This is a genomic window from Agrobacterium tumefaciens, assembly GCF_031801495.1.
GTDB classification, from domain to species: domain Bacteria; phylum Pseudomonadota; class Alphaproteobacteria; order Rhizobiales; family Rhizobiaceae; genus Agrobacterium; species Agrobacterium tumefaciens_K.
This window is the reverse complement of record NZ_JAOEGC010000001.1, coordinates 452,717-477,125: the sequence shown is the minus strand read 5'-3', so window position 1 is coordinate 477,125 and position 24,409 is coordinate 452,717. Positions and strand designations below refer to the sequence as shown.

The following is a 24,409-nucleotide window of genomic DNA, read 5'->3' as shown; positions in this document are numbered from 1 at the left end:
CATTCTGAAGACGTTAAACCTAAAGGAGTAGCTTGCATGGCATTCAGTATCTTAAAGGCTGCTGGCGCATTTGCGCTGATCGCGCTTTCCGCCACCACGACGCTTGCCCAGACCGATCCCCTCGGGGCTGCTCCGGCTCAGCGCGCGGACACCACCACCATCATCGTCGGCTCGGCGGACTTTCCTGAGAGCCAGCTCTTGGCCACCATCTATGCGAAGGCGCTTGCTGCAAAGGGCGTCAAAGCTGAAACGAAGCTCAGCATCGGCAGCCGCGAGGTCTATCTGCCGGCGCTTCTCGACGGCTCGATCGACCTCCTGCCGGAATATGCCGGTGCGACGTTGAGCTATCTGGACAAGAACGCCACTGCCCACTCACCGGACGATGTTGCGAAGGCTCTGAAGGCCGCCCTGCCGGAAGGCGTCACCATGCTGACACCGTCCCAGGCGCAGGATTCCGATGGCGTTGCGGTGACGCGCGCGACGGCCGAGAAGTACAAGCTGAAGACGATCGCCGATCTTAAACCGGTCGCGTCCGGACTGGTGCTCGGCGGACCGCCGGAGTGGAAGACCCGCAAGGAAGGCATCATCGGCTTGAAGGATCTTTACGGCCTTGAGTTCAAGTCGTTCAAGTCCCTCGATGTGGGCGGCCCGCTGACCCTGTCGGCACTCCTGAACGACCAGGTTCAGGTGGCAAACCTGTTCTCGACGGATCCGGCGATTGCCGCCAACGACCTGATCATTCTTGAAGACGTCAAAAACCTGTTCCCCGCTCAGAACATCGTGCCCGTTATGACCAAGGCCAAGGTCAACGACACGGTCACGAAGACGCTGGATGCGGTTTCGGCTGCCTTGACGACCAAGGACCTGATCGTCATGAACGGTCGTCTTGCCAATCACGACAGCTTCGATGTGGTTGCCGAAGACTGGCTGACGACACACAAGTTGAACTGACTGCTGTTTGCGGGTATGGCACTCACCATACCCGCATACGCGCCCAAGAACGCGTCAGATACCGAACCGTTGTGGTTCGTCTTTTGGAGCCTCATGCAAACGGTAGAGAAACAGGTCGAGAAGAGGCGGGACGACCAGACATCCGACAAACCGCTATATGTCACGCTCAAGGATTATGTTCGAAGCCGTGTCGAAACCGGCGAATGGTCGGTCGGGCAAAGGGTGCCGTCGGAAAACGAACTGGTCGAACTGCTTGGCGTCAGCCGCATGACCGCAAACCGCGCACTGCGCGAACTGGCCGATGAAGGCTTCGTCGTTCGCGTGCAGGGCAAGGGTTCCTTCGTCGCAAGCAAGAAGCGGACGTCGCAGTTTCAGAGCGTTCCCAACATTGCCGACGAGATCACACGCAATGGCGGGGTCCACACTGCCAATGTCATCATGCTGCGCATGGAGGCTTGCGATGCCGAACTGGCAGAGGCGCTCGCAGTCGAAATCGGCAGCCCGGTGTCCCACTCGATCATAATGCATGCAGAAGATTCCGTTCCGATGCAGATCGAGGATCGCTTCGTCAACCACGCGATCGTCCCGCAATATATCGACCAGGACTTTGCCAGAAACACACCGAATGGATATCTCACATCGGTGGCACCCATCGTCAGGGCCGAACAGCATATCGAAGCGGTGACGGCCCAGCCCTGGGAGTGTAAGCTGCTGGCAATTTCCAAGACGGAACCCTGCCTTCTGGTTCGCCGGCGCACCTGGTCGCAGGCCGGCGTGATTTCCTCTGTTCGTCTGCTTTACCCGGGCAGTCGCTATCGTCTCTACAGCACGTGATCCTGCGTTCGGGGATGAATTCCACCTTGCACCCGAACGAACACTCCTTTTCCCCAACGAATATCAGGAACCTCGAATGACCGTGTTGCTCGATGACAGGCTGACTTGGCAGGACGTGGCAAAGGTCAGCAAGGGACAGACATTAGCCCTTTCGGAGGCTGCCCTTCAGCGCATCGGAAAAGCTCAACTGATCGTGGAGACCATCATCGAGCGCGGAATCCGTGCCTATGGCATCAATACCGGCGTCGGCGCCTTATCGGACACGGTGGTGGATCGTGCCGCCCAGGGTAAGCTTTCGCGTAGTATCGTTCTCAGCCACGCCTGCGGCGTTGGTCCGCTTCTGCCACCTCGTGAAGTGCGCGCAATCATCGCGGCGCAAATCGCGAATTTCGGCCATGGATATTCCGGCGTCAGCTGGCAGATCGTCAACCATCTGAGCACCTTCCTTGAACGTGACTGCATCCCGGACGTCCCCTCTCGCGGATCGGCGGGTTATCTCACCCATAACGCCCATACGGCACTCGTACTGATCGGAGAAGGCTCTGCCCATATCGGCGGGCGAGCTTTCAAGGGCAAAGATGCATTGGCCAAGATCGGCCTTGAACCGCTGGTTCTCGGCGCCAAGGAAGGCCTCAGCCTCGTCAACGGGACGGCCTGCGCTACCGGCCTTTCCAGCGTGGCGCTGGATCGCGCCGCGCAATTGCTAGACTGGGCCGATGCCATCGCTGCGATGACACTCGAAGCTGCTGGATGCCAGATGCCTGCTTTCAGCGAGCCCGTTCTTTCGCTGCGCGTTTCTGATGGCATCGCCAAGGTTGGAGCGAGCTTGCGCGCGCGCCTTGCGGGCAGCGGCCTTATCGAAGCCGCTAAAGGCCGACGCACGCAGGATGCGCTGAGCCTCCGCTCCATCCCTCATGCTCATGGTGCTGCGCGCGATCTTTTCGAAACCTGTGCCGCTACCGTCAACCGAGAACTCGCCTCGGTCACAGACAACCCGGCGGTGGCCGGCACGCCGGAGGAACCGCTCGTCTGGTCGGAAGCCCATGCGGTCGCGCCCGCGCTGGGCCAGGCCGCTGACGCCCTTGCCATCGCCATCGCACAGATCGCGGCCATGAGCGAGCGCCGGATCGACAGGCTGGTCAACCCGCTGGTAAGTGGGCTTCCGCCATTCCTCGCTTCCGATCCGGGAAGTCATTCCGGCTTCATGATCGCGCAATATACGGCAGCGGCTCTTGCAAACGAGAACCGGCGGCTCGCAGCGCCTGCCTCCACCGATGGTGGCCTGACCTCCGCGCTGCAGGAGGATTTCCTCGCGCATCCGACCGCTGCGGCCAACAAGCTTCTCGCCGTTATCGACAATGCGGAGTACATCCTGGCGATCGAGTGGCTGGCTGCAACGCAGGCTCATGATTTTCTGGATACCGTGGCTCGCAGAGCACCCTGCACGGACGCACTCTATGGCCTTCTCCGCGCGCAACTCAGCCATTATTCGGACGATCGGCCGATCTCGTCCGACATGGAAAAGGCAAGAGCGCTCCTGTCGACGACCGTCCCTCCATATTGATCCACGTCAGATCACACAGCGGCTACATCAGGAAGTCGAGATGGATGGACTTGGCCCGGATGAAGGGCAGCCCCTTGCGCTGCCCCGTCCAGCCAACGACATGAAGATGCCTTGCCGCAGGTTCGAATCGTTCTGCGAGCCTCCATGACCGGCAATCGATTGCCGCAAAGTCGGCCTCGCCCCGCGCAACGGTTATGACCGAAGCGCGATGAGCACCGGTTTCGATCAATCCGGAAAACAGGTCGAGACTTTCGCCTATGGCTTCCAGATCGCGCTTCAAGGCAAGATGACCGGACATCGAACGGTACTCGTTGAAAGCGAGCTTTCTTCCTCTCAACAGGCTGAGCAGCAACACCGGTTCGCCAGTCGCAGGCTTCATGACGCTTGCGCCATCCTCCTTCCGGGCAACAATAGCGCTCGAATAGAGAACCCCTGCTCCGCCTGCGACATCGTCGTAATGGCTTTGCCCGATGACCTGGACCTGACCATGCAAGCCAAATTCCATCGGCCCCCAACAGGTGGTGGAGATGAGGAGAGCTGGATGGCGCCACAGGACATCAAGATCGAAAGCATCAGGATCGAGCGTTGCAGGGTCCGGTGCGATGATTGATCCATCCTCGCCACGAATACCGCCTGGCACCGGTGGCATATCGGCATTGCGTCGAACGAGATATTGCGGCGCATCGATACCGTTTGCGATGAAGCGGGTACGCATCCTCCCCCAGGTTGCGTCCGTTTCGGCACGCACTTCAGGCCAGTCGTACATCGGCAGGGCTGCAATCCACCTCACGCCGGCAGATCCGGGTTTGCCGCACCGCTGGCTGCATGATAGCCCGCGACATCGCGCTGATCATTCACAAAGACATCGTTGGCTGCGACCGGTTCGTTGCGTCGCCATACAGGATGCACCACTGGCTCCTTCGCCTTGAAGGCAAAACCGCGGAACACCTCGAAATAGTTGGCGAATACGTAGCCCTCATTCATCCTTTGCCATTCCGTGCGCCCGGCACGATAGAGCGATGGCAGCTTATACCATGCCACGGTGGGCAGTTTATGGTGCACGAAGTGCAGGTTATTATACAGGAAGAGCGGCGCAAGAAGCGAATTTTCGACGATGATCGTCCGTCCGTCCGGCTGCTCTGCCCACTGGTGCTCGCAATAGGAACGAATGGCAATGAGGGAAACGCCGAGATAGGCGGAGACCCCGACATAGAGCCAGAGCGGAATGGCAAACACTTGAGAGACCACCATCAGTGTCGGGATGAGCCCGGCGAGATGGAGGATCCAGGCGACCGCAACCTTGCGATCACCCTTGACGATCTTGCGCCATTCGGAGGCGGTAAAGCCGACTACCATCAGCGGCGGACCGAGCAGAACACGTCCGATCAACGTGTTGTTCCATGCGAGCAGGCATTTGATTGGCGCCGGCATCTTCTCCCAATCGCTCATGCCGCGGTAATAGCTTTCAGGATCATCGAAGGGATCCGTCAGGCGCTCATCCGCATGGTGCTGGAGATGAGTCCGCTTGTAACTGCGGTAAGGGTAGAAGACGCCAAGCGGCGCAAAGACCAGCGCCTCGTTCACCCTTGCGCTTCTTGTAGGATGTCCGTGCAGCACCTCATGCTGGAGGGACGAGTGGAGTGCCACCGCCACCCCCATCAGAATCAGCGCGACAATCGGATAGGCTGGATAAAGAAGGTAGCCGGCCGCTCCCCAGAGACTGTAGCACGCGGTCAGCAGAGCGACTGTCGGCCACTCAATTTTGAGAGCCCTTTGTCGGCGTTGATTGGAATTCTGGTCGTGTCTGTCAAATGAAGTGTCGTTCATCGTGTCCCCTGATGCATGCCCCGGGACAGAGTTTCACCAAGCACCGCAGCGCACAATGAGAGTATGGTGACCGAATGTTGATTTTGATAACAAAAAATAGAATATGTTCACTTTAGTAAACAATGGAGTAAATTATGGACAAGCGCGCACTAGCGGACCTCTTTCGCATCCGGCTACTGGAGCTCGTGACGCGGTCCGGCGCCAGCCATTCGGCCTTCGCAACCGGGATTGGCATCGATCGGTCGGCGCTTTCTCAGCTTCTGTCGGGTGATTCGGCCCGTCTTCCGCGGGTGGAAACCCTGCTTAGTATCGCCGAGCGCCATGCCGTGTCGTTGGATTGGCTTCTCGGAATCTCGCATGATCCGGGACTGACGGGCGAGTTGCGACCGAGCTTCGAAATCGAGGAAGGCGGTGAGGATTATACCGAAACGCTGCTTATGAAGTGGCACGCCGAAGCGGCCGGTTCGAAGATCCGCTACGTCCCCGCGCGGATTCCGGACTTGCTCCGTACACCGCAAATCATCGCATTTGAAGCCGAGAGCGCGCATCAGAACGTCGGACCGCAAGCCAGTGAAACGGCTTTTCGGCTTGATTACAATCGACAGCCGGGCACCGACATGGAGGTCTGCATGCCATGTGAAACGCTGGAAGCCTTTGCGAAGGGACATGGCATGTGGAGCGGACTGACGAAAGAGGTGAGAGCCGCACAACTGAGTTACATGTCCGATCTCATCAACGAACTTTATCCATCCTTTCGCCTGTTCCTGTTTCACGAAAAGGAACGCTTTTCCGTACCTTACACGATCTTCGGATCACAACGCGCGGCCATTTTCGTGGGCGGCATGTATCTCGTCCTCAACAACGCGGAATCCATCCGCAAGATGCAGCGCCACTTCGATGAGTTGATCCGGTTTACGCGCGTGCATGCCCATCAATCCGCTGACTATGTGCGATCTCTTAAAGTTCTATAGCTGTCTAGCAGTCGAAATCGATCCGTCTTGACTGGCAGAGCCAATGGGAGCGGATTGCTCATGAACAGGTTAGAACCTTCGCCCCTGTTACGTGAATTGAGCTTACGAGCTGAAACTGCTCAGCGGCAGACGTCAGTTTGTCCCCGCGGAACGGCGGGTATGGCCGGAGGGGGACTGGCGGGTGATGGCTTCCAATGTGATTGCTCGGGGAAATTGAGCTGATGTGGCACTTCGGCATCGGACAAAGGCGGGCTTTCACGCGTTGCAGCAAAATTTTTCCCAATCAGAATGGTGCTACGAAAGCCGTTTATTAAGGGGGTGGCGACCGGGTCCGGATCTGCCGCAACATACTGCGTCCCGCGTAGGTGAGTTCGGTCAGGAACGCGAGCAATGAAAGCATTAGGCATACGATTGCTCCCCCGAAAAACCATGGCAGGTTCTCTGGCTTGAGACGAACATGGAGCGCTCCTGCAAGAAGATTGAGGATGGCGGCACAAGTACAGATGCCAGCGAGAACGCCCAGAATGACAGCAGTCTCGAGGATAAGGGTGCGTCGTCGGAGGTAACTGAGCCACTGTTCGCCCCTTTCTCCCGGCACCTCTTTATCACCGACCTCGTTCAGCCTGTCGGCGACCCGGCCAAGTCGCAGATTGTAGATTCCAACAAACGCCGCGGTCCCAGCTAAAAGAAAAACCGGTGCCAGAGACGTCTGTATTATTTCGGCGTATTCGTTGATAATTGGGGGCGTGTCCATGGTTCCTCCATCGCCAAATCATGGCGAGTATCACGCACCTCCCGTTTCCGGAGCTGCCATCGCATGCGCTCTGGTAATCGTCTGAAGTGCTGCCGCGGTCGTACCGCCGCCAGCGTTTTCGCCTCCGACATTTACCATCGGCTGGGCGAACTGTATGCCGTTTGCGATAAATGCCTCACGGAGCAAAAGATTTGCCCGCCGACGAATGAAGGATTGCATCGGTGATGGTTTGAGCGTCATTCCGAAACTCAAAACCATTCCATAGTCGCCGAATTCTTCGACGCCTTTCATTTTAAGGGGTTCGATGAACAGAGGACCAAACTCCGGGTCTTCGAGCATCGTTGCACCAATTTTTTTCGTGAGCTTCCTGGCTTTTTCTACGTCGGTGTCGAACCCAACAGAGATTCTGAATTTCACGACCCCCCAGTCGCGGCTCATATTTTCAACCGCCCCGAGCTCACCGAACGGAACCGTAAATATGGGCCCGCGATGATGACGCAGACGAACCGATCGGAGACTGAAACCCTCAACGGTTCCTTTGTAGTTCTTCGCCTGAATGTATTCTCCCACTCTGAAAGCATCATCGAGCATGTAGAAAACGCCACTGATGACATCCTTCACCAACGTTTGTGAGCCGAAGCCGATCGCTACGCCGAATACACCAGCACCGGCGATCAGCGGGCCGATTTCCACACCGAGTTCGGCCAGAACAAGAAGAGCCGTAATAGTGAGGCCGACGGCTGCCAGACCGTTACGCACGATCGGCAGCAAAGTGCGTAGTCGGCTACGTCGAGCGATGTCCTGCGGTGTCAGACCCTCGTTCCCCTCTGTGACGAGCATGCTGTCGATCCAGCTTTTTGCCATATGCCACAGAAGGTCCGCGATAAGCACAACCACGACGCTTTTGAGCAAGCCGTAGAAGAACGCCGACAGGAGTGGGTCCCTCTGAGCAAGCCCTTCCGGATTCATCTGCCAGACGACGGCGAGCCATCCTAGTGCCAAGGCGATAACTATCGCTCTTGCTCCACGTACGAGAAGCACGCTGCGAATTCCTTTTGCATCAGGCGCGATGAGCAGAGCGCTGCGCCCAACCGCCCGAAGTGTGGCCGGAAGAATGAGTGAATACACTCCAAGCCAGAACAGCCCCTTGAAACCGAAGCTCCACAACGACCAAACGAATACGACTGCGATCGTCAGCATAAGTCTTCGCCGAACACTTTGCGCTCGCACCGACCAGATCATCACGAGCAAAAACGCGAGCAAAACAAGTGAACTGAGGTAAGAGAGAGCATCAACAACGCCTCGATCAATCCCTATCAGCGGGCCAGCAACCGCATTTGCGATTGCAAAGATCGCAATGCCTGCAAAGAAGCGCCACTTCATCACACCTTCGCGAATATCGCTGATTGCCAAGAATGATGAGACAAAACGGAACGCCACGAATGCGATGAGATAAATGAGTAAGACGGTTCGGACCAAGGGCGGCCAGTCGATGGCAAGGAAAAGAGCAGCCATCGCGAAGGCAAATATCAGGACGGAGACAATTCTCGAGACACCGTCGTTCGGAACCGCACGCAAGGTCAGGTAAAGTCGTTCCGCGAACATGCCAACCAGCACCAAACCGGTAAAGATCATCAATACCGGAGCGTATACGCTCGAAGTGGCTTCCGCTCGTACTCTGCGAACTGCACCTGCCACCTCCGTTGGGATCCGTGGTACACTGGAAACGATCTGGCTCAAGCGATCGCGCACGGCGGCTTCCCATGTCGAAATTGTTGTTCCAGTCAGGTCATCTGGCGCAGGGGCAGTTTTTGCCACATCATCCGCACGCCTGATCCATGCTTGGATCTCAGGATCCTGAAGCAACCGGGTCAGTGCTTCGATCTTTTCTGTGGGAGGTGCCGCCGGTTGAGCGCCCGCGGGTAAAACACTTATAAGAAGGAATAGGGAGAGCAGCAGCCTTTTCATTATAGGTATTTCCTGATGAGCAATCGGGAACCGTAACCTGATGATATCTGGGTCGTTTCGGGTGTATAGGTAGAATACCGTAATCTACAGACAGGCCCGAACGCTCATAGCGGCATAGTCTCCTTTGTCCCGTCAACATTAGCATTCGAATTTCCATCTGCGAACCAGAGGGTACCGGATACTTTGAACAGAAATGCAGTTGTCCAGCCGAAAAGGAGGATGCCGTTGACACCTTCAAAGGCGCTCGCGATCCTCCATTCGCCCGAGAGCGTGACATCGCCGTAGCCGATGGTCGCGAAGGTGATGGCAGAAAAGTATACCGCCTCCTCCATACTGTCGAGGGCTCCGAAGGCTCTATAAGCAGCGGCCCAGATTATAATCTCGCCGAAATGGGCCAGAACAAAACCCACAACAAACACGTAGCTCAGGCAAAGCCTCGCAAAACCTGATAATTCGCGCGCGTTTCTAAATTTTCCAATCGAGAGGTGATAAAGACACATCACAACCAAACCGTGGATGACGATGGTGAGAAAAAGTACGCCAGCGGCAACCAGAATGACTAAAAGCATTGAAAGACCTCATTCTCTCAAGGGATTTCAAGGTTGCGATGGAGAGCCTCACTCGATCCAATTCCGGTTCAGGAATTGTTTGGGTTGGAGCCGATCGGAGCAACGAAGCCGACGCCATTCTGAAAATGACGGACACCATCATCCACCAGCTCAAACATTCGCCCATCCCCAAGTTGCGACGCGAGACCCGACGCCCGAACATAATCGAGTACGTCTGGATTGAGGTTCGCAAGCCAAAGAGTTACGCCTCGTGTCGCAAGGTTTTGGTCGCTCACGATCAGCATTTGAATCGCTGAGTATTCAATATCGAAGACCCTGCTCAGATCCGGGAGCAGGACATCAGGTTTCTTCTCGGTCACGATGACTCTGATGCGGTCTGCAACCTGCTGCACGTTTGCAAAGAACAAGCGTCCTTCGGGGCGCAGAATGAGGAGACCGTCAATCGTTTCATCATCGATTTCCGAAACGGGGCGAAGAGTTTTGCTTTGTCGATCACGGCCGATCACGTGGATTCTCGGGTTCGCTGCCTGACTAGACAGACCAAGTAACGACACTACGATTGCAACGATGATGCCTTGCAAAGTTCCAAAGAACAGTACCCCTAGAAAAGCGGCCATAGCCCACCGGAATTCCATACGGCGAACGTTGCGTATTGCCCAGAACTCTCCTGGTTGTATCAAGCCAACGGAATAGGAGATAACGACGGCTGCAAGAGCAGCCTGCGGGAGGAGGCCGAGAAATGGAGCCAGTACGATCATCGTCGCAACCGAAACGGCGGCCGTCACGAGAGATGCCAGCTGAGTAAGCCCGCCCACAGCACGTACAACAGCCGTTTGCGACGTGCCGCCTCCAGACGGCATGGCACCCAAAAATGCCCCACCCAGATTTGACGCGCCAACGGCGAGCAACTCACGATTGGGGCGGATGGGCGGATCGGATGCAATGGCAAAAGCCCGTCCTGCCGCGACTGTTTCGGTAAAACTCATCAGTGCTACGCCGATTGCTGCCGGCAACAACACCATGATCAGATCAAGATCGGGTAAAGTCAGTGTCGGCAGTGATTGTGGTATCTCGCCGACGATAGCAACGCCTCGATCATCCAGGTTCATAACCCACGACGCGAGAATGGCACCTGCGACGACAGCAAGTGGGGCAGGCGAATGCGGGCGCAATTTTTCCACCAACAGCAACAGGAAAAGGGCGAGCAGACCGACAACTGCCGTAATCATTGATGTTTCGGGAAGCTGACTCAAAAAAGCGAGAATGTCCCGGAAGAACCCTGTCTTTGTGATATGCAGCCCAAACAGCTTGGGCAGCTGATCCAGGATAATCACAACCCCAATTCCGGCCTTAAAGCCGGTCAGCACCGGGACTGATATTAAATTCGCGACGAACCCCAAACGCAAGCCCGATGCGATCAACAAAAGAAGACTTGTAAGAGCGGTGAATGTCGCAGTCGCGACGATGAGCTTTTGTGGATCACCATCGGGCACGACAGCTTGCAATTCCGCAGCGGTCAATATCGCTATCGTGGTCGTGGAACTTACACTCAGCACGCGTGATGAGCCGAGACAAGCGTAAATGATCATAGGAAGAAATGCGGTGTAAAACCCGACGGTCACAGGCAGACCAGCCACGGTCGCATATGCCATGGCTTTAGGGAGAACGACTGCGGCCGCCACCAATCCGGCGACCACATCCTTTTTTACTGCCTGCGAGCGAAATGTGGTGGCATCGTCAGTTGCGTTTACACTCATCGTCAAGTCCCATTTCAGATCATCGACCTGTCGTGCCGCGATAATTGACCTGCCTCGAACTTGGAACGTGCTTTCACCAAACGCAGCGCCGAGTATTCCGGGATCGATCCGCAAGACGATCTGAAGGGTCTCTCAACTGGTCGCCAAAGCGAAGTAAGATACTGTAGTTTACCCAGCCATTGCCATGTCTGAGTAAATTACACGCGACCTAATGTCCCTTAGGTCTCAAAAGAATAACATTTGCCCGGGATAGAGCCTGCTTAATCTCACTCAGAAGACTGTCGACAAGCTCCTCATATTCCACCCTTCGCGCATCTCTTATGTCGGCAGGCAAGGTCTTGCATCGATGCAGCGCCGCCTCGGCGTCGGCGAGATCCTCGCATAGCCCGCGGAAATCCTCGTTGACCGCAAAAAGGTTCTCTATGTGTCTTGGCAGCCCTGGGAAACGCGATAGCGCGGCGGATAGCCCGCGTGAGTTCGACGATTTGTCAGAGCCAGATCCCACCATCACGCTCCCGAGAATTCTTCAATGTTCAGATATTGAAGATCATAGCGCGGTTCGCGGCAGGTCAGCGTATTTTACTCGATTTTACCGAGCAGCCAGAAGGTCAGATGGGGAACAGCCATCAATGCCATGTCGTATCAACGGTTTTATCTCGATCGATCCAAAAACAGATATCCGCATGCGGTCGTGCGCGCACCTCAGCCCCTCACCCATAACACAGAGGATACAGGATATTACGATCCCCGGCATCAGCGTTGCATTAGGCTTCGTGGATTGATGTCGACGTGTTGCTTTGCTGTCGAAAAAGCGTTTCGGCCTGTGACACGACAACCTCGAGGATCGGTATCTGCAATGATTCAGGAGGACAGGATGACCGGGTCAAATGATGAGAGTGCTGAAAAAGAAAAGAAGGACAAGAAGTCCTGGAATTACGACAAGGAAATGAAGAGGCTTCAAGTGGAGCTGGCCCATCTTCAAGCCTGGGTCAAAGAATCGGGCGCGCGCATTGTGATCATCTTCGAGGGGCGTGACGCGGCAGGCAAAGGCGGCATCATCAAGAGGATTGTCGAAAGAGTGAGCCCGAGAGTCTTTCGAGTGATCGCACTCCCCGCCCCGACTGAGAGAGAAAAATCACAGATTTATATGCAACGATACATTGCGCATCTTCCGGCTGCCGGCGAAATCGTGATCTTCGACCGCAGTTGATACAACAGGGCCGGCGTAGATCGCATCATGGGCTTTGCCAGTGAAAAGAAAGCCCGACGTTTTTTGGAGCTTGCTCCGCGTTTTGAGGCCGCGATCGTCGAGAGCGGCGTTCTGCTTCTGAAATACTTCCTAGATGTTAGTGAAGAAGAACAAGAGCGACGGTTCAAGAAGCGCATTGAGGATCCGTTGCGTCAATGGAAACTGAGCCCGATGGACATCGAATCCTATCGACGCTGGTGGGACTACACTCAGGTCTACGATGATATGCTACGAATGACAGATTCAAAGCATGCACCTTGGTGGATTGTGCCATCAAACGATAAAAAGCGGGCGCGCGTGAACTGTATCAGTCATATTCTCTCGTCCATTCCTTACGAACACATAGCGTACAAATCTCCTGACCTTGGCAAGAGACAGAGGAGGCCGAGTGACTTTGTCGAGGATAGTAGTCCTCGACGGATCGTGCCCGATGTCAGTAAGGCGGCGCACAGCAGTGATTGATCTGTTCTCGAATACCCGAGGTTCGTGCCATGGCCACCGTTGTACAGGACAAAGGCAAACCCGCCTTCGAGATCACTGGCAGTGACGCTCGCATCAGCGACTTTATCAGGCTTGGGATCATCGTCGCCTTTGCCTACTGGGCATTTCAACTGGTGGCCCCCTTCGCCTTGATCATGGTGTGGGCTACTATCATGACGGTAGCGCTTTACCCCCTGCAAAATGGGCTCGCCAGGCTGCTCGGCGGGCGAAAATGGCTGGCGGCTATTATAATTGTTTCCATCTTTCTGTTCGTGATCATCACCCCACTTGCCATTGCAGCCGTCAACTTCGTTGACACCTTACAGGGAGTATTTGCTGATGCTGGAATTTTGGCGGTGCCAAAGGCGCCCGAACAGTTAATTGGTGTTCCGGTTATCGGAGCGTCGCTTTACGCTGCGTGGAACGAGGCTGCCAGCAACCTTACCGCTGCACTCATTTCGTTCAAGGAACCACTACGAGAAGCCGGTACATTTATTCTTACCAAGGCATTATCCATCGGCGGCGGAATTTTGAGCTTCGTCGCGTCTGCTCTGCTCTGCGGCGTTCTGCTCACCGTCGCACCACGCCTGTCGCTCACCGTCCAGACAGTAGCAAGCCGCATCGCTGGGGATAGAGGAGTTGGCTATGCCAGGCTCGCGGGGATAACGGTCAGAAACGTTTCACGCGGGGTTATCGGCGTGGCACTTCTACAGGCAATCTTATGCGGCTTTATCTTCGTGGCATTTGACGTGCCCGCACGCGGCGCTTTGATCTATGGCATTTTCATTCTTTGCCTGATTCAGATTGGACCAGGGCTCATACTGTTGCCATTGCTGATCTGGACGTGGTTTTCTTGGCCGTTTAACTTCGCCGCCTTATTCTCCGTGCTGATCGTACCGGTAATGCTGGTTGATAACATTTTAAAGCCGGTCCTCATCTCACGTGGGCTGACGACACCGATGCCCGTTATTCTCATTGGCGTCATAGGGGGGACCCTGACGTACGGATTAGTCGGTCCTTTTTATCGGCCCTGTTATTCTTGGCGTTTTCTATGAATTGCTCGTCGCCTGGATCTGGCCGCCGACCTCATTAGAGGACCACGACGATCAACCCGATGGAAGTCCAGCCCCCTCCTGATTTTAAAGTTTAACGGTGCTTTCGTTCATTTCCGCGAAGTAACGCCCGAGCTCTCGCTCTATGTCAGCGCAAAGCTCTTCGTACTCGTGGACTTTGTTCAGGTCGACTGACGGACCCCGGCGGAGTTGGTCGAGCGCTATAGTAGCTAGATCATACGATTCACAGATTTCGGCTATTGTGTCGCCTATGTGACCACGGAGTTGTTGGCGAAGCTCCGGCAATTTCAACATGAGTTTGTTTCGCCCACGTCGGACGTTGCGAGAATGCATGCTAACGGCCTTGATTTAGTTCGCACAAAAACTCGCGCAACGTCACTTGGTTCCAGCACCGCCAACAAAATGTGTAACGGAGTTGGTCAGCGGAATCCCCCCAAACAGAAAAAGGCGCGGCCTCTTCCTGAGCTACAACGACCACATCAAGCGCCTGATAAAGCTAGATTTTCCTTAAAGAAGCAAACAGAAGTCAGTCCTCCGTTACGTTCCAGTTCTGATCAGGATTGAACCACTGGATTTGCGCTGCTTTCTTTTCCGTCTGCTGTCCGAGATCAGATTCGTAGACGATGCCACTATTATTGATGAGAAAGGTTTGAACACCTGTGACGCCGTACGTCACGGGCCAGGCGATCAGCGCATGGCCTTTGATCATGTTCCCGTCAACGACGTAACTATGTTCGCCTCCCTGCACGTTTGGCCCCTGTGCCGTGAGAATACGAAACCTGTATCCATAATACCCTTGGCCCTGTTTGGCCTTGCTGAAAGCCGCAAGCTCAAGCATTGGTCCTGCCGGGCTTTCTTCTTCGTCTCCGGTTGCTTGCCAATACAGCCCGTCGCGTCGGCCGGGCGTGCTGATAAGCCGCTGGGCGAACTCGAAAACCAGATCCCCATCGGCATCGATCCACGCATATTCGCGTTGGGCATCGACATAGTTGCGCATCGTTTCGATCGTAATGAGTTCGTTTTCACCGATACGCCGGTTGACGATCTCTTGCAGTCCGACCTCCGTGTCGAATGACCACTTGCCGTCGGGCTGCCTGGCAAGAGGGAAAGGTAGCGGCCAGAGTGTATCCCCGACGGTAACGACCTTGAACTCATTGACGTCCTGAAGCCGCAATTGTTTAGCCGCACCCTCCCGGATCACGTCAAAGCTCACCATGGCTTCTGTGCTGTCGCGCAACTTTGCGACATTGAGACCGAGCAAAGCTGCCAGGCCCTCAACATTACGAGCCTTCAAAACGTCTGCAAACTCCTTCACAGCCGCCGACGGGTCCGGAAAGGAACGCGGTGTTTCACCTTTGAACTCTATGAGATTGGTCTGGACTTGGCTCATTACGGGAGTTGAAACAGCGGCGAGCACGAGCGCCAAGCACGATGCAAATCTAATCGTTTCTCTCATAATCTCACTCCCATCCGATCTGAATGTTATCGGCGACCGCCGCGACCGCCCCCGTGATGGATAGGTCGCCCGCCACCAGATGCGATTGCACGAGGAGCCCCACGCTGACCACCACCCAAGCTGTGACCCCCACGCTTCGAAGCGACAGCCTCTCTGCGACCAGACTGGACATTGCCAAGCGCGTTCGGCTGTTTGGAGCGGTTGTCCGGTCGCGCTGCCATTTTGGGAGCACTCGGTTTTTTCTTCACTGCGGTGCCTGTTTGAGCCTCACGACGCGCTTCGCCAGACGACCTCATGGCAGGCTGGCTTCCGCGGTCTACCGCTGGCCTATTTTCACCCATCTTGCTTGAAGTCGGCCGAAAGGACTGTTTTAAGCCATCGGATGTCTTTCGGCGGATATCTTCGGGGCGGGAGATGTTCTGCCTGTTGAGGTCACCGCCAACCTTGCGGTCCTGAACCTGATTTTTGAGAGCGTTCCGATTGTCTGAAACGAGGCCAGCCCTTATCGCAGTACGATCAAGATTTGCGAACTGACCTTTCGCGATACTGAGCTTGCTGCGGTCCACATTGGTCCAGTCGACATCGTTCCACTTCAGTTTTCCGTTAAAGTCACGGTCGTTGAAACAATTGTTGCAGTCGATGTCGACATCACCCCTCCATCGGCCACCCCAGACGCCCCAATCATCCCAGTTGACAATGGCAGCAAAGGCAACACCCGTTACCGCTCCCGCAAAGAATGCCGCACCGGGGTAATAGTAGTTGTCGTGATAAGCGCTGGAATAGGAGACCGGCTGTGCCACATAACCCGGCTCGTAGAGCATTTGTGGCTGGTACTGGGGGATATAGATTTTTTCGGGATCGGTAGGGCGAATGATGACATTCTCATTTTCCACGACCACCGTGATTTTATCGTCGGTCTTGATGAGGTTCTTGGCCATGGCCTCATCCCGCAGTTGCTGTATCGCGACGAGAACATCTTTCTGCTGGTAGGTCAGCGCATTGGCAAGGGCTTGGGTCCACGTCAGGTCATCGCTCATCATTTTGACGACGTCGGGGTAATTCAGGAGCGATATCACGCTGCCATCCCAATCATCCTTAGGCTTGAGCTCCTTGTTTTTTTGTTTTGCCTGCAAAAAACGGTCGGCTTCGACGAGTTGCAGCGGGTTCAATGAAGCTGCAGAAATCGCTGCCACGAGCTCGTCCGGATAAAGCGCAATCCTCGCAACCAAGATTTCCATCTCGTCTTCCGATAACAGCGGGTTTTGCGCGGGAGCTCGCTCAGGCGCTACGGTAGGGTTCGGCGCGGGTGTTGGAACTTGGGAAAATGCAGGTGAGCCCGAGAATACCGCCATGAGTGACAAGGCGGACAATCCGGCGACAACTTTGAGGGTTTTGGATTTCATCACCGCTCTACCTCATTCTGTTTCATAGAACAACGCGCGGGCTGAAAAGGCCGTATTTGCTGGAAATCTCATCGGTCATATGGCGGAACGCTCGGTCTCGACGCCGATCAACGCGCATAAACGACGCGGCAGCCCTTAGAGACATATAACTCCGCGTCGGGGCTCAGGGGCGTAGTTTACGCGATCCTACCAGGCAGGAAACGCAAAGCAGCCATGACGCGCCCGTCTTGGACGAAACATAGATTGCTGCTGGTCGATAGTTGAAATGAAGAGGCAAGAAGTGCTTTGACCTACATACTCACACTACGGCTTTGGCATCGACAGGAAGAATGCTCACCCGTGCGAGATCCGAAGATTGGGCGTCAAACACGCCGAATAGAACCCTGACAGACCAGGAGTACCGAACGGAATCCTCCGTAAACTACACGATGATACGAGCACGAACGCGCGCATGCCGGGTATTCTGGCAACGAAGTCGCAGAAAGACTTTGCTTGCTGAGCTGATCTCCGCGCTGTGTCGATGAGCGGCGAGGCCGGTTCGATTGGCGAGCTATTCTGAAAGGAACATAGCGATGGCTCAAGGCACGCATCCCTCAGCGATCGATCACATACCCGCATTTATAACCGAACCAGGTCATACAGATTATCTCTTTGTCGGTGTCGTGATTTTCGTAATCTTGGCCATCCTGATCGTGGGCAATCTGTACTTTCAGCTGCATGCCGTACCCGAACGCCTGGCGCATCGCACCAGCAAGGTGCAGATGGAGGTCGTGGCCGTTCTTGCTCTGATCTCACTGTTTACGCACAATCACCTCTTCTGGATCGCGGGTCTCCTGCTGGCCTTCGTCCAGATCCCTGACTTTTCCACGCCGCTGTATTCGATCGCGGAATCACTCGGAAAGTTGTCTGGACGCGAGGTCCACATGGAACTCGATGACACCTCAAAAGAAGATGTTTCAAACCCGCAACACGGCGACACGAAAGTCGTTAACGGTCAAGAGGGAGCGTAAAAATGCTGGAACTTTTGCTCTGCTCCATCCTGACCATTTTTCCAGACTACCTCTATCGCCGCTATGTTCAAGACAAGCGCATTGGGCGCGAGATAACTCTCTACACGATGTGGTACGAGCTGCGTTGGGGCATTTCTGCCTGTCTGCTGCTCACATTGTCGCTCATCACGTTGATATTCTATTTCCACCCCTCGACCAAAAGCGTCACAGCGGTTTTTCGCACAGTTACGATTCTGCCTGAAACATCGGGTCGCGTTGACGAGGTCTATGTGGGTATAAACGAGAAAGTCGCGGCTGGAGCGCCACTTTTCCGTCTGGACGACGCCAAGCAGAAAGCTGCGGTGGAGACGGCCATGCGCCAGGTTGAAGAGATCGATGCCCAGATCAACGTCGCCCAAACCGAACTCACAACGGCGGATTCCCAAATCCAGGAAGCGCAAGGCAACCTGCAGGTCGCAGTTGATGAATATGAAATGAAATCTCAACTGCTGACAAAAGATGCGGTTGCTCGGCGCGAGGTTCAAAGGCTGGCCAACACCGTAGAATCCCGCAAAGGTACCGTTGGCGCTGCCATAGCCAAAAAACAGACGCTTTCAACACAACTTACCGTGCTGCTGCCGGCCCAAAAGAAGAGTGCTGAGGCAGCGCTCGCCGAAGCTCAGGTAGAGTTGGATAAAACGCTGGTGCGTGCGGGCGTGTCCGGAACGGTTCAGCAGTTCACATTGCGTGTCGGAGATGTCGTCAATACAATGTTGCGCCCTGCCGGGATCCTCGTGCCTACGGAGGCAGGACGGGGAAATCTTGTTGCAGGTTTCGGGCAGATCGAAGCGCAAGTGATGAAGCCTGGAATGATCGCAGAGGCAACGTGCATCGGTCAGCCATTCACGATTATCCCCCTGGTGGTTACGGATGTGCAGGATGTCATTGCTGCGGGTCAACTTCGTCCGACGGATCAACTGGTAGACGTTCAGCAGTTAAGTAAGCCAGGTACACTCACGGTGTTTCTCCAGCCCCTCTATGAAGGTGGGCTTGACAAAGTGCCACCGGGGAGCAGTTGTATCGCGAATGCCTACACCAACAACCATGATGCTCTTTCGAGTCCAGACATTGGGTTTGGTCAATGGTTGTTCCTGCATGCGGTGGATGCCGTCGGGCTCGTCCATGCGATGATCTTGCGTATGCAAGCACTTTTCCTACCCGTGCAAACGCTTGTCCTGTCAGGTCACTAGTGCTGAAAAATGCACGTAATTACTCATAGAACCAGGACCGTGGGGGCGCGCGCTCCCGCGTTTTTTTTCAACACCCAACAAGCATGGCATACCGATGCTCAACGTGATTGCGAGGGCACGGGTGCGGGCGTACTATCAGCCGTTGGCATAAATATAAGCCTGTGCTTATATAGATATTCCAGTGGTTGAGTGTTGATGCCAAGTGAGTGCCAGGGGGTGGGCGATGGCGAATGCACGATCGAATGAGAGTGTCGCAACTGAACCATCGGCGGAGGAGGTTCGCACTCAGCTACTGCGAATACTGAACTGTGATCGGGTGAACCTTCCCGAACGCGCAAGAAGATTCCTTCGTTTTGTCGTAACCGAAACTCTTGAAGGGCGGTCTATGTACCTGAAGGCGTACACGATCGCAGACGTCGTCTTTGGGCGACGCAATTTCGATGCTCAAAGCGATCCGGCTGTTCGTATCGAGGCCGGGCGTATCAGACGAGAACTCGAGCGTTACTACCTGATGGCGGGTGCCGGGGAGCCTGTCGTCATTTCTATCCCGAAGGGGGGGTACGTCCCCATCTTTGAGCGCGGTCGCATGTCGAGCCGTGAAGTTGATCCAATTGATGTATGTCCTGATGACCGGGAACTTGTTCCTGCCTTGCATGAAGCCGAAAAGCCTAAGGCAACCAGCAAACCCTGGCTCAAGCTCACAGCGATAGTGTCCGTTCCGGTCGCGATAGCGGCGATCGCTTCCCTTGCCGTTTTCATAAATTTCGAAACGGCACCCACCACCGCAGGCGACGGTCGCGCTTCAATCGCGGTCGGTACGTTCGATTACGCAACTGAGGACAAGGACCTCTCTCGGATCGCACAAGGCACCAGCGATGAGATCATTGCACGGCTCGTCAAGTTTGACGAGATAGTCGTAATCGACGCGGGCTCCGGAACGCCCAACGCGAAGTCATTGAGTGCAAGATACCTCCTCGAGGGTAACCTGCGCAAAGACGGCGTAAAAGTGCGATCAAGTTTTCGTCTTATCAGACAATCAGATAACGCGGTCATCTGGGCTGGTACGTACGATACTGATCTGAGCGTACAAACAGCATTGGAGGCGGAGACTGCGGTCGCGGAAAAAATCGCGACGGCTGTCGCACAGCCTTTCGGTGTCTTATTTGCATCCGCTGCGAGCATGGTTGGGAGTTGGGACGCTTACGACTGTGCACTCGCCTATTACAATTATCGCAGGCTGATGACTGTCGATGCGCTGACGACTGCACAAAACTGTCTCACTTCGCTCACCGCCAAATTCCCTCAAGATGCGACCTCACTTGCGATGCTGTCGCTGACGAAACTCGATCAGGTCCGCTTTTCCTACAAGCTGGGCGCAGCACCACCCAAAGATGGACTCGACAAGGCGTTGCAACTCGCGCAACGCGCGTCCGAAATCGATCCGCAAAACGCGCGCGTTTTACAGGCACTCATGCTTGCGTCTTTTTTCACGAATGACATTCCTGCTGCATTGGAAGCAGGAGCCGCATCATATGCTCTAAATCCAAACGATACCGAGGTTGCTGGAGAATATGGATTGCGGCTCTCAATGGCCGGAAAATGGGATACGGGATGTGATCTCGTGAGCAAAGCGGTCAGCCAGGGGGCTGGACCAGGCGGATATTACGAGGTGGGAATGGCGCTGTGCGCCTTTATGCGCGATGACCTGCAGGCTGCTGAGCTTTGGTCTCGAATGTCTGACCTCACTTACAATCCTATGCATCGAATGGTTTTAGCCGCGATCTTGGGTGCGTCCGGCAAAACAAACCAAGCGCAGCGTGAGATTCAATGGCTGAAAACCAATGCACCAGCGTTGATGCCGAATATTGAGCGGGAGATTTCTGGCAGAATTGCGCGGCCTCAAGACCAAGAGAAAATACTTTCCGGCCTACGAGCCGCGGGGGTATCAATCCCATCAAAGCCCGTTTCAAACTAGGCCATGGATACGTTGGCTGACGCGATCACAACGCAACCGACATGAACCACGTCTGGTGACACAGCCTAGTTGGAAAAGCTTCAGGCCATTCTTGAGCCAGTACGGGATACGGTGGATCGGTCTGGGCTTACTTCCAATCGGGCCTTAGCGAAAGGCGTGGGGTCCTTCAGCGAGCGGCACAAAGAGATTTCCGCTCTCTCCGTCCTAATAATTAGAACGATTAATTCCTAAGCGGTCAGGTAAATTGCTTTTGCAAAAATTCTCTCATTAAATCAATATAATATAAGCATCGCGACTGTTGCAGCACCACGCCGAGGCCAATATTGCATATTTTTCAAGCAGGCATAACATTTCATCAAAACCCTTGCTAAAAGCGGCTTTTGCGTGAGACAACGATTTTGCGAGTAGAAGCGGTCTGAGCCTTGGTTCTGGACATTGCTCGACGGGTAAACCTGTTGAGGAGATGTTAGAATGCAAGGCAAAATCAGTGGTTTCGTCCTGAAATCCGCAGAAACCGACATAGGATGTGATCAACTTTGCGCGAAACGTTGTTTTACATGCCTGAGCAACAAGCGGCCTGAGAAACGCGATTGCACAACCGCAATGCTCATCGCGAATGGTTTCGATCCAGAGCGCATCGCCCATCCCCTTCCGTCCTTAAAAACCGAACACTAATCGTGAAAGGTAGACCTATGTCCCGCACCAAGCTTGCCTTCTATGCACTTGCCGCAACCCTTTCTGCCGGTGCCGCATCCGCCACCGACAAGGTGATCTTTCAGCTCGACTGGCTGCCCGGCGGCGACAAGGCGCCGATCTATGTCTGCATCCAGGAAGGTTTCTGTTCGCAAGCCGGCCTCGAGGTTGAGATCGCCTCCGGTCGCGGCTCGACCGACGCCATCTCGCGTCTGGCCGCTGCATCCTCTGACATCGGCGTCTCCGATATCGGCGCCCTGATGGCTGCCCGCGCTAACGAAGGCGTGAAGGTGACCGCCGTCATGTCGCTGTTCAACAAGGGACCGCATGCCTTCTACGTCGCCAAGGGCGGCTCGATCGCAAGCGTCGCCGACGTCAAGGGCAAGACGATCGCAACGTCTCCCTTCACGTCGTCGAATGTCTACCTGCCGCTGGTGCTCAAGGACGCCGGCGTCGACATGGCGGATATCAAGCTCATCAAGGCCGATCCGGGCGCACTCGGCCCGATGCTGATGACAGGGAACGCCGACGGCATCATCGCCTGGATGACGGACCTGACGCGCTACAGCAATCAGGGTAAGGAGGCCGGCAAAGAGATCCTCGCCCTGCCCTGGTCCGCAGCCGGCCTGAATCTTTACTCCGCCTCGCTGATCGCCAGCGACAAGTTCCTTGCCGAACGTCCCCAGGTCGCCGCCCGCTTTATCGCGGCCTACAGGAAATCCGTCGAATTTGCGAAGGAGAATTCGCAGAAGGCTGCCGCGGCTGTCACCGCCATCGTTCCGGAACTCGGCTCGGAAGATGTCGAGGGATCGCTCAAGGATACGCTGCCGCTGATCTTCAACGAGGTGACGGAGAAGGATGGCCTCGGCACCTTCGAAACCGGTCGCCTCGCTGAGACCTGGCGTCGTGTCTCTGAGGCGCAAAACATCGATCCGGCCAAGCTCGATCCGGAAACCATGGTCAACCGCACTTTCGCCGTCACGGAGTAACACCCATGGCGATCCCCGCTATCCGTTTCGACAGTCTGGGACAGGTTTTCGAGACCCGGTCCGGGCGCACGGAGGCCCTGCACGGCGTCAGTTTTGATGTTTCCCGGCATGAGTTCGTCTCGATCCTCGGCCCTTCGGGCTGCGGAAAATCGACCCTGCTGCGAATGATCGCCGGCCTACTGACGCCAACGTCCGGTTCGGTAGAGGTTTTCGGCCTGAAGGTGACAGCCCCGCGTGACGACATCGGCATCGTTTTCCAGAAGCCGACACTGCTTCCGTGGGCGACAGTCGAAGACAATGTCGTGTTTCCCGCACGCCACAAGACCGGCCGGGTGACGACAGAGGAACGCGAACGGGCGAGTGAACTCCTGGGAATGGTCGGGCTTTCCGGCTTCGAGAAACGCCTGCCGGACGAACTGTCCGGCGGCATGCAGCAGCGCGTCGGCATTGCCCGCGCATTGCTGATGGACCCGGATATCCTGCTGATGGACGAACCGTTTTCCGCTTTGGATGCCCTGACGCGCGAGGTCATGGGTTTTGATCTCCTGCGCATCTTCTCCGAGCGTCCAAAGACCGTCGTCTTCATCACCCATTCCGTCAGCGAAGCAGCGCTTCTGTCAGACCGTGTACTGGTGATGACAGGCCGGCCCGGCTCCATTCTGACAGAAGTCAACGTTCCCGTTACGCGTCCGCGTGGCCCCGAAACTGCAAAGGACAAGGCGATCCATGAGCTCTCAGACTATCTCCGCGATCTCCTCCTCAACCGTCATGCAGCGTGAAGGTGAAGCGTCCCGCACGCAGCCTGCCCTGTTGAAAAGGGCATTTGCCTGGCCGGGCGTCACCACAGCGATTGCCTTGATCGGCACCGTTCTGTTGTGGGAAGCCGCGGCCCGGCTTCTCTCGATCCCCACCTATCTGCTGCCGCCGCCCAGTTCGATCCTCGGCTCATTCTCGTCCATCGGCTTCGAGCGGTGGGCAGGGCATATCGGTGCGACATTGCGGGTAGCGTTGTTCGGTTACGCCCTGTCGATCGTCATTGCCATTCCGCTCGCCGTCATCATGATGCGTTCGCCCTTGCTGTCTCGGACACTTTATCCGCTGCTCGTCGTTGTCCAGTCGACGCCGGTTGTGGCAATCGCGCCGATCATCATCGTGGTTCTCGGCGCCGGCGATGCGCCGCGTGTCGTCATCACCTGTCTCATCACGTTCTTCCCGCTTGTCGTCTCGACGGCCACAGGGCTTGCGGCGACGCCGCCGGAACTGATCGAGTTGTCACGAAGCCTGCGTGCTTCCGGCTTGCGCGAGATCACCCAGATCCGTCTGCCGTTTGCCGTGCCCTACATCTTCTCGGCCCTTAAAATCTCCATCACGCTCGCTGTCATCGGCGCCGTGGTTGCGGAGTTCTGTGCCTCGGAGGCGGGTGTCGGTTACTTCATCCAGTTATCGACCTCGCTGTTCAAGTTGCCCCAGGCATGGGCCGGGCTTTTTGTGCTCGCGGCGATATCTCTCCTCCTCTTCCAGATTGTGGTTTGGGCTCAGAAGCACCTTTTTCCATGGAGCCTGCCGAAGAACCACTGATCCCCTCCGGAGTAGAAGCAGTCGGGCTCTTGCCTGGACATTGCTCCTCAACCGCCGGCCCACCGGCCATTACCAAGGA

General features: G+C 55.7%; 20 protein-coding genes and 1 pseudogene. 12 read left to right on the top strand and 9 right to left on the bottom strand.

Features of this window, described 5'->3' with window-relative positions; all coding sequences use genetic code 11:
* The first annotated feature begins 36 nt into the window (after positions 1 to 36).
* The 3 genes from N7578_RS02275 to hutH all read left to right on the top strand — a co-directional run bounded on the left by N7578_RS02275 (position 37) and on the right by hutH (position 3,349).
* Complete coding sequence (locus tag N7578_RS02275) at positions 37 to 951, top strand: ABC transporter substrate-binding protein (RefSeq protein WP_311108691.1); 915 nt, start codon at positions 37 to 39, stop codon at positions 949 to 951.
* Positions 952 to 1,044: 93 nt separating this feature from the next.
* Entirely contained in the window at positions 1,045 to 1,785 is a 741-nt protein-coding gene (gene hutC / locus N7578_RS02270) for a histidine utilization repressor (RefSeq protein WP_311108690.1), read from the top strand.
* A 76-nt stretch (positions 1,786 to 1,861) separates the two neighbouring features.
* Positions 1,862 to 3,349, top strand: a complete 1,488-nt coding sequence (gene hutH / locus N7578_RS02265) for a histidine ammonia-lyase (RefSeq protein WP_311108689.1) — start codon at positions 1,862 to 1,864, stop codon at positions 3,347 to 3,349.
* A gap of 22 nt (positions 3,350 to 3,371) precedes the next feature.
* Here hutH and N7578_RS02260 read toward each other — a convergent pair whose 3' ends face one another.
* Complete coding sequence (locus N7578_RS02260) at positions 3,372 to 4,115, bottom strand: PhnD/SsuA/transferrin family substrate-binding protein (RefSeq protein ID WP_311110027.1); 744 nt, start codon at positions 4,113 to 4,115, stop codon at positions 3,372 to 3,374.
* A 20-nt stretch (positions 4,116 to 4,135) separates the two neighbouring features.
* Positions 4,136 to 5,176, bottom strand: a complete 1,041-nt coding sequence (locus N7578_RS02255; RefSeq protein ID WP_311108688.1) for a fatty acid desaturase — start codon at positions 5,174 to 5,176, stop codon at positions 4,136 to 4,138.
* 134 nt (positions 5,177 to 5,310) lie between these two features.
* On the opposite strand from N7578_RS02255, the gene N7578_RS02250 reads away from it, so the two are divergent.
* A complete protein-coding gene (locus N7578_RS02250; protein WP_311108687.1) occupies positions 5,311 to 6,147 on the top strand; it encodes a helix-turn-helix transcriptional regulator in 837 nt (278 codons plus the stop codon).
* A 310-nt stretch (positions 6,148 to 6,457) separates the two neighbouring features.
* On the opposite strand, the gene N7578_RS02245 is transcribed toward N7578_RS02250, so the two are convergent.
* The 4 genes from N7578_RS02245 to N7578_RS02230 all read right to left on the bottom strand — a co-directional run bounded on the left by N7578_RS02245 (position 6,458) and on the right by N7578_RS02230 (position 11,195).
* Complete coding sequence (locus N7578_RS02245; protein ID WP_311108686.1) at positions 6,458 to 6,901, bottom strand: DUF2721 domain-containing protein; 444 nt, start codon at positions 6,899 to 6,901, stop codon at positions 6,458 to 6,460.
* 30 nt (positions 6,902 to 6,931) lie between these two features.
* Entirely contained in the window at positions 6,932 to 8,869 is a 1,938-nt protein-coding gene (locus tag N7578_RS02240) for a mechanosensitive ion channel family protein (RefSeq protein ID WP_311108685.1), read from the bottom strand.
* A 104-nt stretch (positions 8,870 to 8,973) separates the two neighbouring features.
* Entirely contained in the window at positions 8,974 to 9,438 is a 465-nt protein-coding gene (locus N7578_RS02235; protein ID WP_311108684.1) for a potassium channel family protein, read from the bottom strand.
* Between the two features lie 68 nt (positions 9,439 to 9,506).
* Positions 9,507 to 11,195, bottom strand: a complete 1,689-nt coding sequence (locus N7578_RS02230) for a SulP family inorganic anion transporter (RefSeq protein ID WP_311108683.1) — start codon at positions 11,193 to 11,195, stop codon at positions 9,507 to 9,509.
* 874 nt (positions 11,196 to 12,069) lie between these two features.
* Here N7578_RS02230 and ppk2 point away from each other — a divergent pair.
* Together ppk2 and N7578_RS02220 are read left to right on the top strand one after the other, a co-directional pair.
* Positions 12,070 to 12,906 (top strand): annotated as a pseudogene (gene ppk2 / locus N7578_RS02225) (polyphosphate kinase 2).
* 29 nt (positions 12,907 to 12,935) lie between these two features.
* The gene (locus N7578_RS02220; protein ID WP_311108682.1) at positions 12,936 to 13,979 is read left to right on the top strand and encodes an AI-2E family transporter; all 1,044 of its coding nucleotides are present in this window, start codon (positions 12,936 to 12,938) and stop codon (positions 13,977 to 13,979) included.
* Between the two features lie 544 nt (positions 13,980 to 14,523).
* On the opposite strand, the gene N7578_RS02215 is transcribed toward N7578_RS02220, so the two are convergent.
* Together N7578_RS02215 and N7578_RS02210 are read right to left on the bottom strand one after the other, a co-directional pair.
* Positions 14,524 to 15,453, bottom strand: coding sequence for a DUF2950 family protein (locus N7578_RS02215; protein ID WP_311108681.1), 930 nt, complete (start codon positions 15,451 to 15,453; stop codon positions 14,524 to 14,526).
* A gap of 26 nt (positions 15,454 to 15,479) precedes the next feature.
* Positions 15,480 to 16,856 (bottom strand): DUF3300 domain-containing protein, encoded by a 1,377-nt coding sequence (locus N7578_RS02210; RefSeq protein WP_311108680.1) that lies wholly within the window; start codon positions 16,854 to 16,856, stop codon positions 15,480 to 15,482.
* A 572-nt stretch (positions 16,857 to 17,428) separates the two neighbouring features.
* Between N7578_RS02210 and N7578_RS02205 the strand changes: the two genes are divergently transcribed.
* The 3 genes from N7578_RS02205 (at position 17,429) to N7578_RS02195 (ending at position 21,070) form a co-directional block, all read left to right on the top strand.
* A complete protein-coding gene (locus N7578_RS02205) occupies positions 17,429 to 17,866 on the top strand; it encodes a hypothetical protein (RefSeq protein ID WP_311108679.1) in 438 nt (145 codons plus the stop codon).
* Positions 17,867 to 17,868: 2 nt separating this feature from the next.
* A complete protein-coding gene (locus tag N7578_RS02200; RefSeq protein ID WP_311108678.1) occupies positions 17,869 to 19,095 on the top strand; it encodes an HlyD family secretion protein in 1,227 nt (408 codons plus the stop codon).
* Positions 19,096 to 19,318: 223 nt separating this feature from the next.
* Positions 19,319 to 21,070 carry a hypothetical protein gene (locus tag N7578_RS02195; protein ID WP_422646656.1) on the top strand — a complete coding sequence of 584 codons (1,752 nt, stop codon included), beginning with the start codon at positions 19,319 to 19,321 and terminating at the stop codon, positions 21,068 to 21,070.
* A gap of 267 nt (positions 21,071 to 21,337) precedes the next feature.
* Here the strand turns inward: N7578_RS02195 and N7578_RS02190 are convergent, their stop codons facing one another.
* Positions 21,338 to 21,715, bottom strand: a complete 378-nt coding sequence (locus N7578_RS02190) for a hypothetical protein (RefSeq protein ID WP_311108676.1) — start codon at positions 21,713 to 21,715, stop codon at positions 21,338 to 21,340.
* Positions 21,716 to 21,762: 47 nt separating this feature from the next.
* Here N7578_RS02190 and N7578_RS02185 point away from each other — a divergent pair, with 47 nt between their 5' ends.
* From N7578_RS02185 to N7578_RS02175, 3 genes are read left to right on the top strand one after another with little or no spacing between them, the layout of a single operon-like run.
* Positions 21,763 to 22,752 carry an ABC transporter substrate-binding protein gene (locus tag N7578_RS02185; protein ID WP_311108675.1) on the top strand — a complete coding sequence of 330 codons (990 nt, stop codon included), beginning with the start codon at positions 21,763 to 21,765 and terminating at the stop codon, positions 22,750 to 22,752.
* Between the two features lie 5 nt (positions 22,753 to 22,757).
* Positions 22,758 to 23,531: an ABC transporter ATP-binding protein gene (locus N7578_RS02180; protein WP_311108674.1), complete on the top strand. Its 774-nt coding sequence runs from the start codon at positions 22,758 to 22,760 to the stop codon at positions 23,529 to 23,531.
* Positions 23,521 to 24,330, top strand: a complete 810-nt coding sequence (locus N7578_RS02175; protein ID WP_311110026.1) for an ABC transporter permease — start codon at positions 23,521 to 23,523, stop codon at positions 24,328 to 24,330. Before N7578_RS02180 ends, N7578_RS02175 begins: the two co-directional genes overlap by 11 nt.
* The last annotated feature ends 79 nt before the right edge of the window (positions 24,331 to 24,409 follow it).

Excerpts from the sequence above, each read along its gene's own strand:
- hutH (WP_311108689.1), top strand. The coding sequence starts at position 1,862 with ATGACCGTGTTGCTCGATGACAGGCTGACTTGGCAGGACGTGGCAAAG.
- N7578_RS02195 (WP_422646656.1), top strand. The coding sequence starts at position 19,319 with ATGGCGAATGCACGATCGAATGAGAGTGTCGCAACTGAACCATCGGCG.
- N7578_RS02190 (WP_311108676.1), bottom strand. The coding sequence starts at position 21,715 with ATGGGCGATGCGCTCTGGATCGAAACCATTCGCGATGAGCATTGCGGT.
- N7578_RS02230 (WP_311108683.1), bottom strand. The coding sequence starts at position 11,195 with ATGAGTGTAAACGCAACTGACGATGCCACCACATTTCGCTCGCAGGCA.
- N7578_RS02235 (WP_311108684.1), bottom strand. The coding sequence starts at position 9,438 with ATGCTTTTAGTCATTCTGGTTGCCGCTGGCGTACTTTTTCTCACCATC.
- N7578_RS02245 (WP_311108686.1), bottom strand. The coding sequence starts at position 6,901 with ATGGACACGCCCCCAATTATCAACGAATACGCCGAAATAATACAGACG.
- N7578_RS02180 (WP_311108674.1), top strand. The coding sequence starts at position 22,758 with ATGGCGATCCCCGCTATCCGTTTCGACAGTCTGGGACAGGTTTTCGAG.
- N7578_RS02210 (WP_311108680.1), bottom strand. The coding sequence starts at position 16,856 with ATGAAATCCAAAACCCTCAAAGTTGTCGCCGGATTGTCCGCCTTGTCA.
- hutC (WP_311108690.1), top strand. The coding sequence starts at position 1,045 with ATGCAAACGGTAGAGAAACAGGTCGAGAAGAGGCGGGACGACCAGACA.
- N7578_RS02200 (WP_311108678.1), top strand. The coding sequence starts at position 17,869 with ATGCTGGAACTTTTGCTCTGCTCCATCCTGACCATTTTTCCAGACTAC.
- N7578_RS02240 (WP_311108685.1), bottom strand. The coding sequence starts at position 8,869 with ATGAAAAGGCTGCTGCTCTCCCTATTCCTTCTTATAAGTGTTTTACCC.
- N7578_RS02220 (WP_311108682.1), top strand. The coding sequence starts at position 12,936 with ATGGCCACCGTTGTACAGGACAAAGGCAAACCCGCCTTCGAGATCACT.
- N7578_RS02205 (WP_311108679.1), top strand. The coding sequence starts at position 17,429 with ATGGCTCAAGGCACGCATCCCTCAGCGATCGATCACATACCCGCATTT.
- N7578_RS02185 (WP_311108675.1), top strand. The coding sequence starts at position 21,763 with ATGTCCCGCACCAAGCTTGCCTTCTATGCACTTGCCGCAACCCTTTCT.
- N7578_RS02255 (WP_311108688.1), bottom strand. The coding sequence starts at position 5,176 with ATGAACGACACTTCATTTGACAGACACGACCAGAATTCCAATCAACGC.
- N7578_RS02215 (WP_311108681.1), bottom strand. The coding sequence starts at position 15,453 with ATGAGAGAAACGATTAGATTTGCATCGTGCTTGGCGCTCGTGCTCGCC.
- N7578_RS02175 (WP_311110026.1), top strand. The coding sequence starts at position 23,521 with ATGCAGCGTGAAGGTGAAGCGTCCCGCACGCAGCCTGCCCTGTTGAAA.
- N7578_RS02260 (WP_311110027.1), bottom strand. The coding sequence starts at position 4,115 with ATGTACGACTGGCCTGAAGTGCGTGCCGAAACGGACGCAACCTGGGGG.
- N7578_RS02275 (WP_311108691.1), top strand. The coding sequence starts at position 37 with ATGGCATTCAGTATCTTAAAGGCTGCTGGCGCATTTGCGCTGATCGCG.
- N7578_RS02250 (WP_311108687.1), top strand. The coding sequence starts at position 5,311 with ATGGACAAGCGCGCACTAGCGGACCTCTTTCGCATCCGGCTACTGGAG.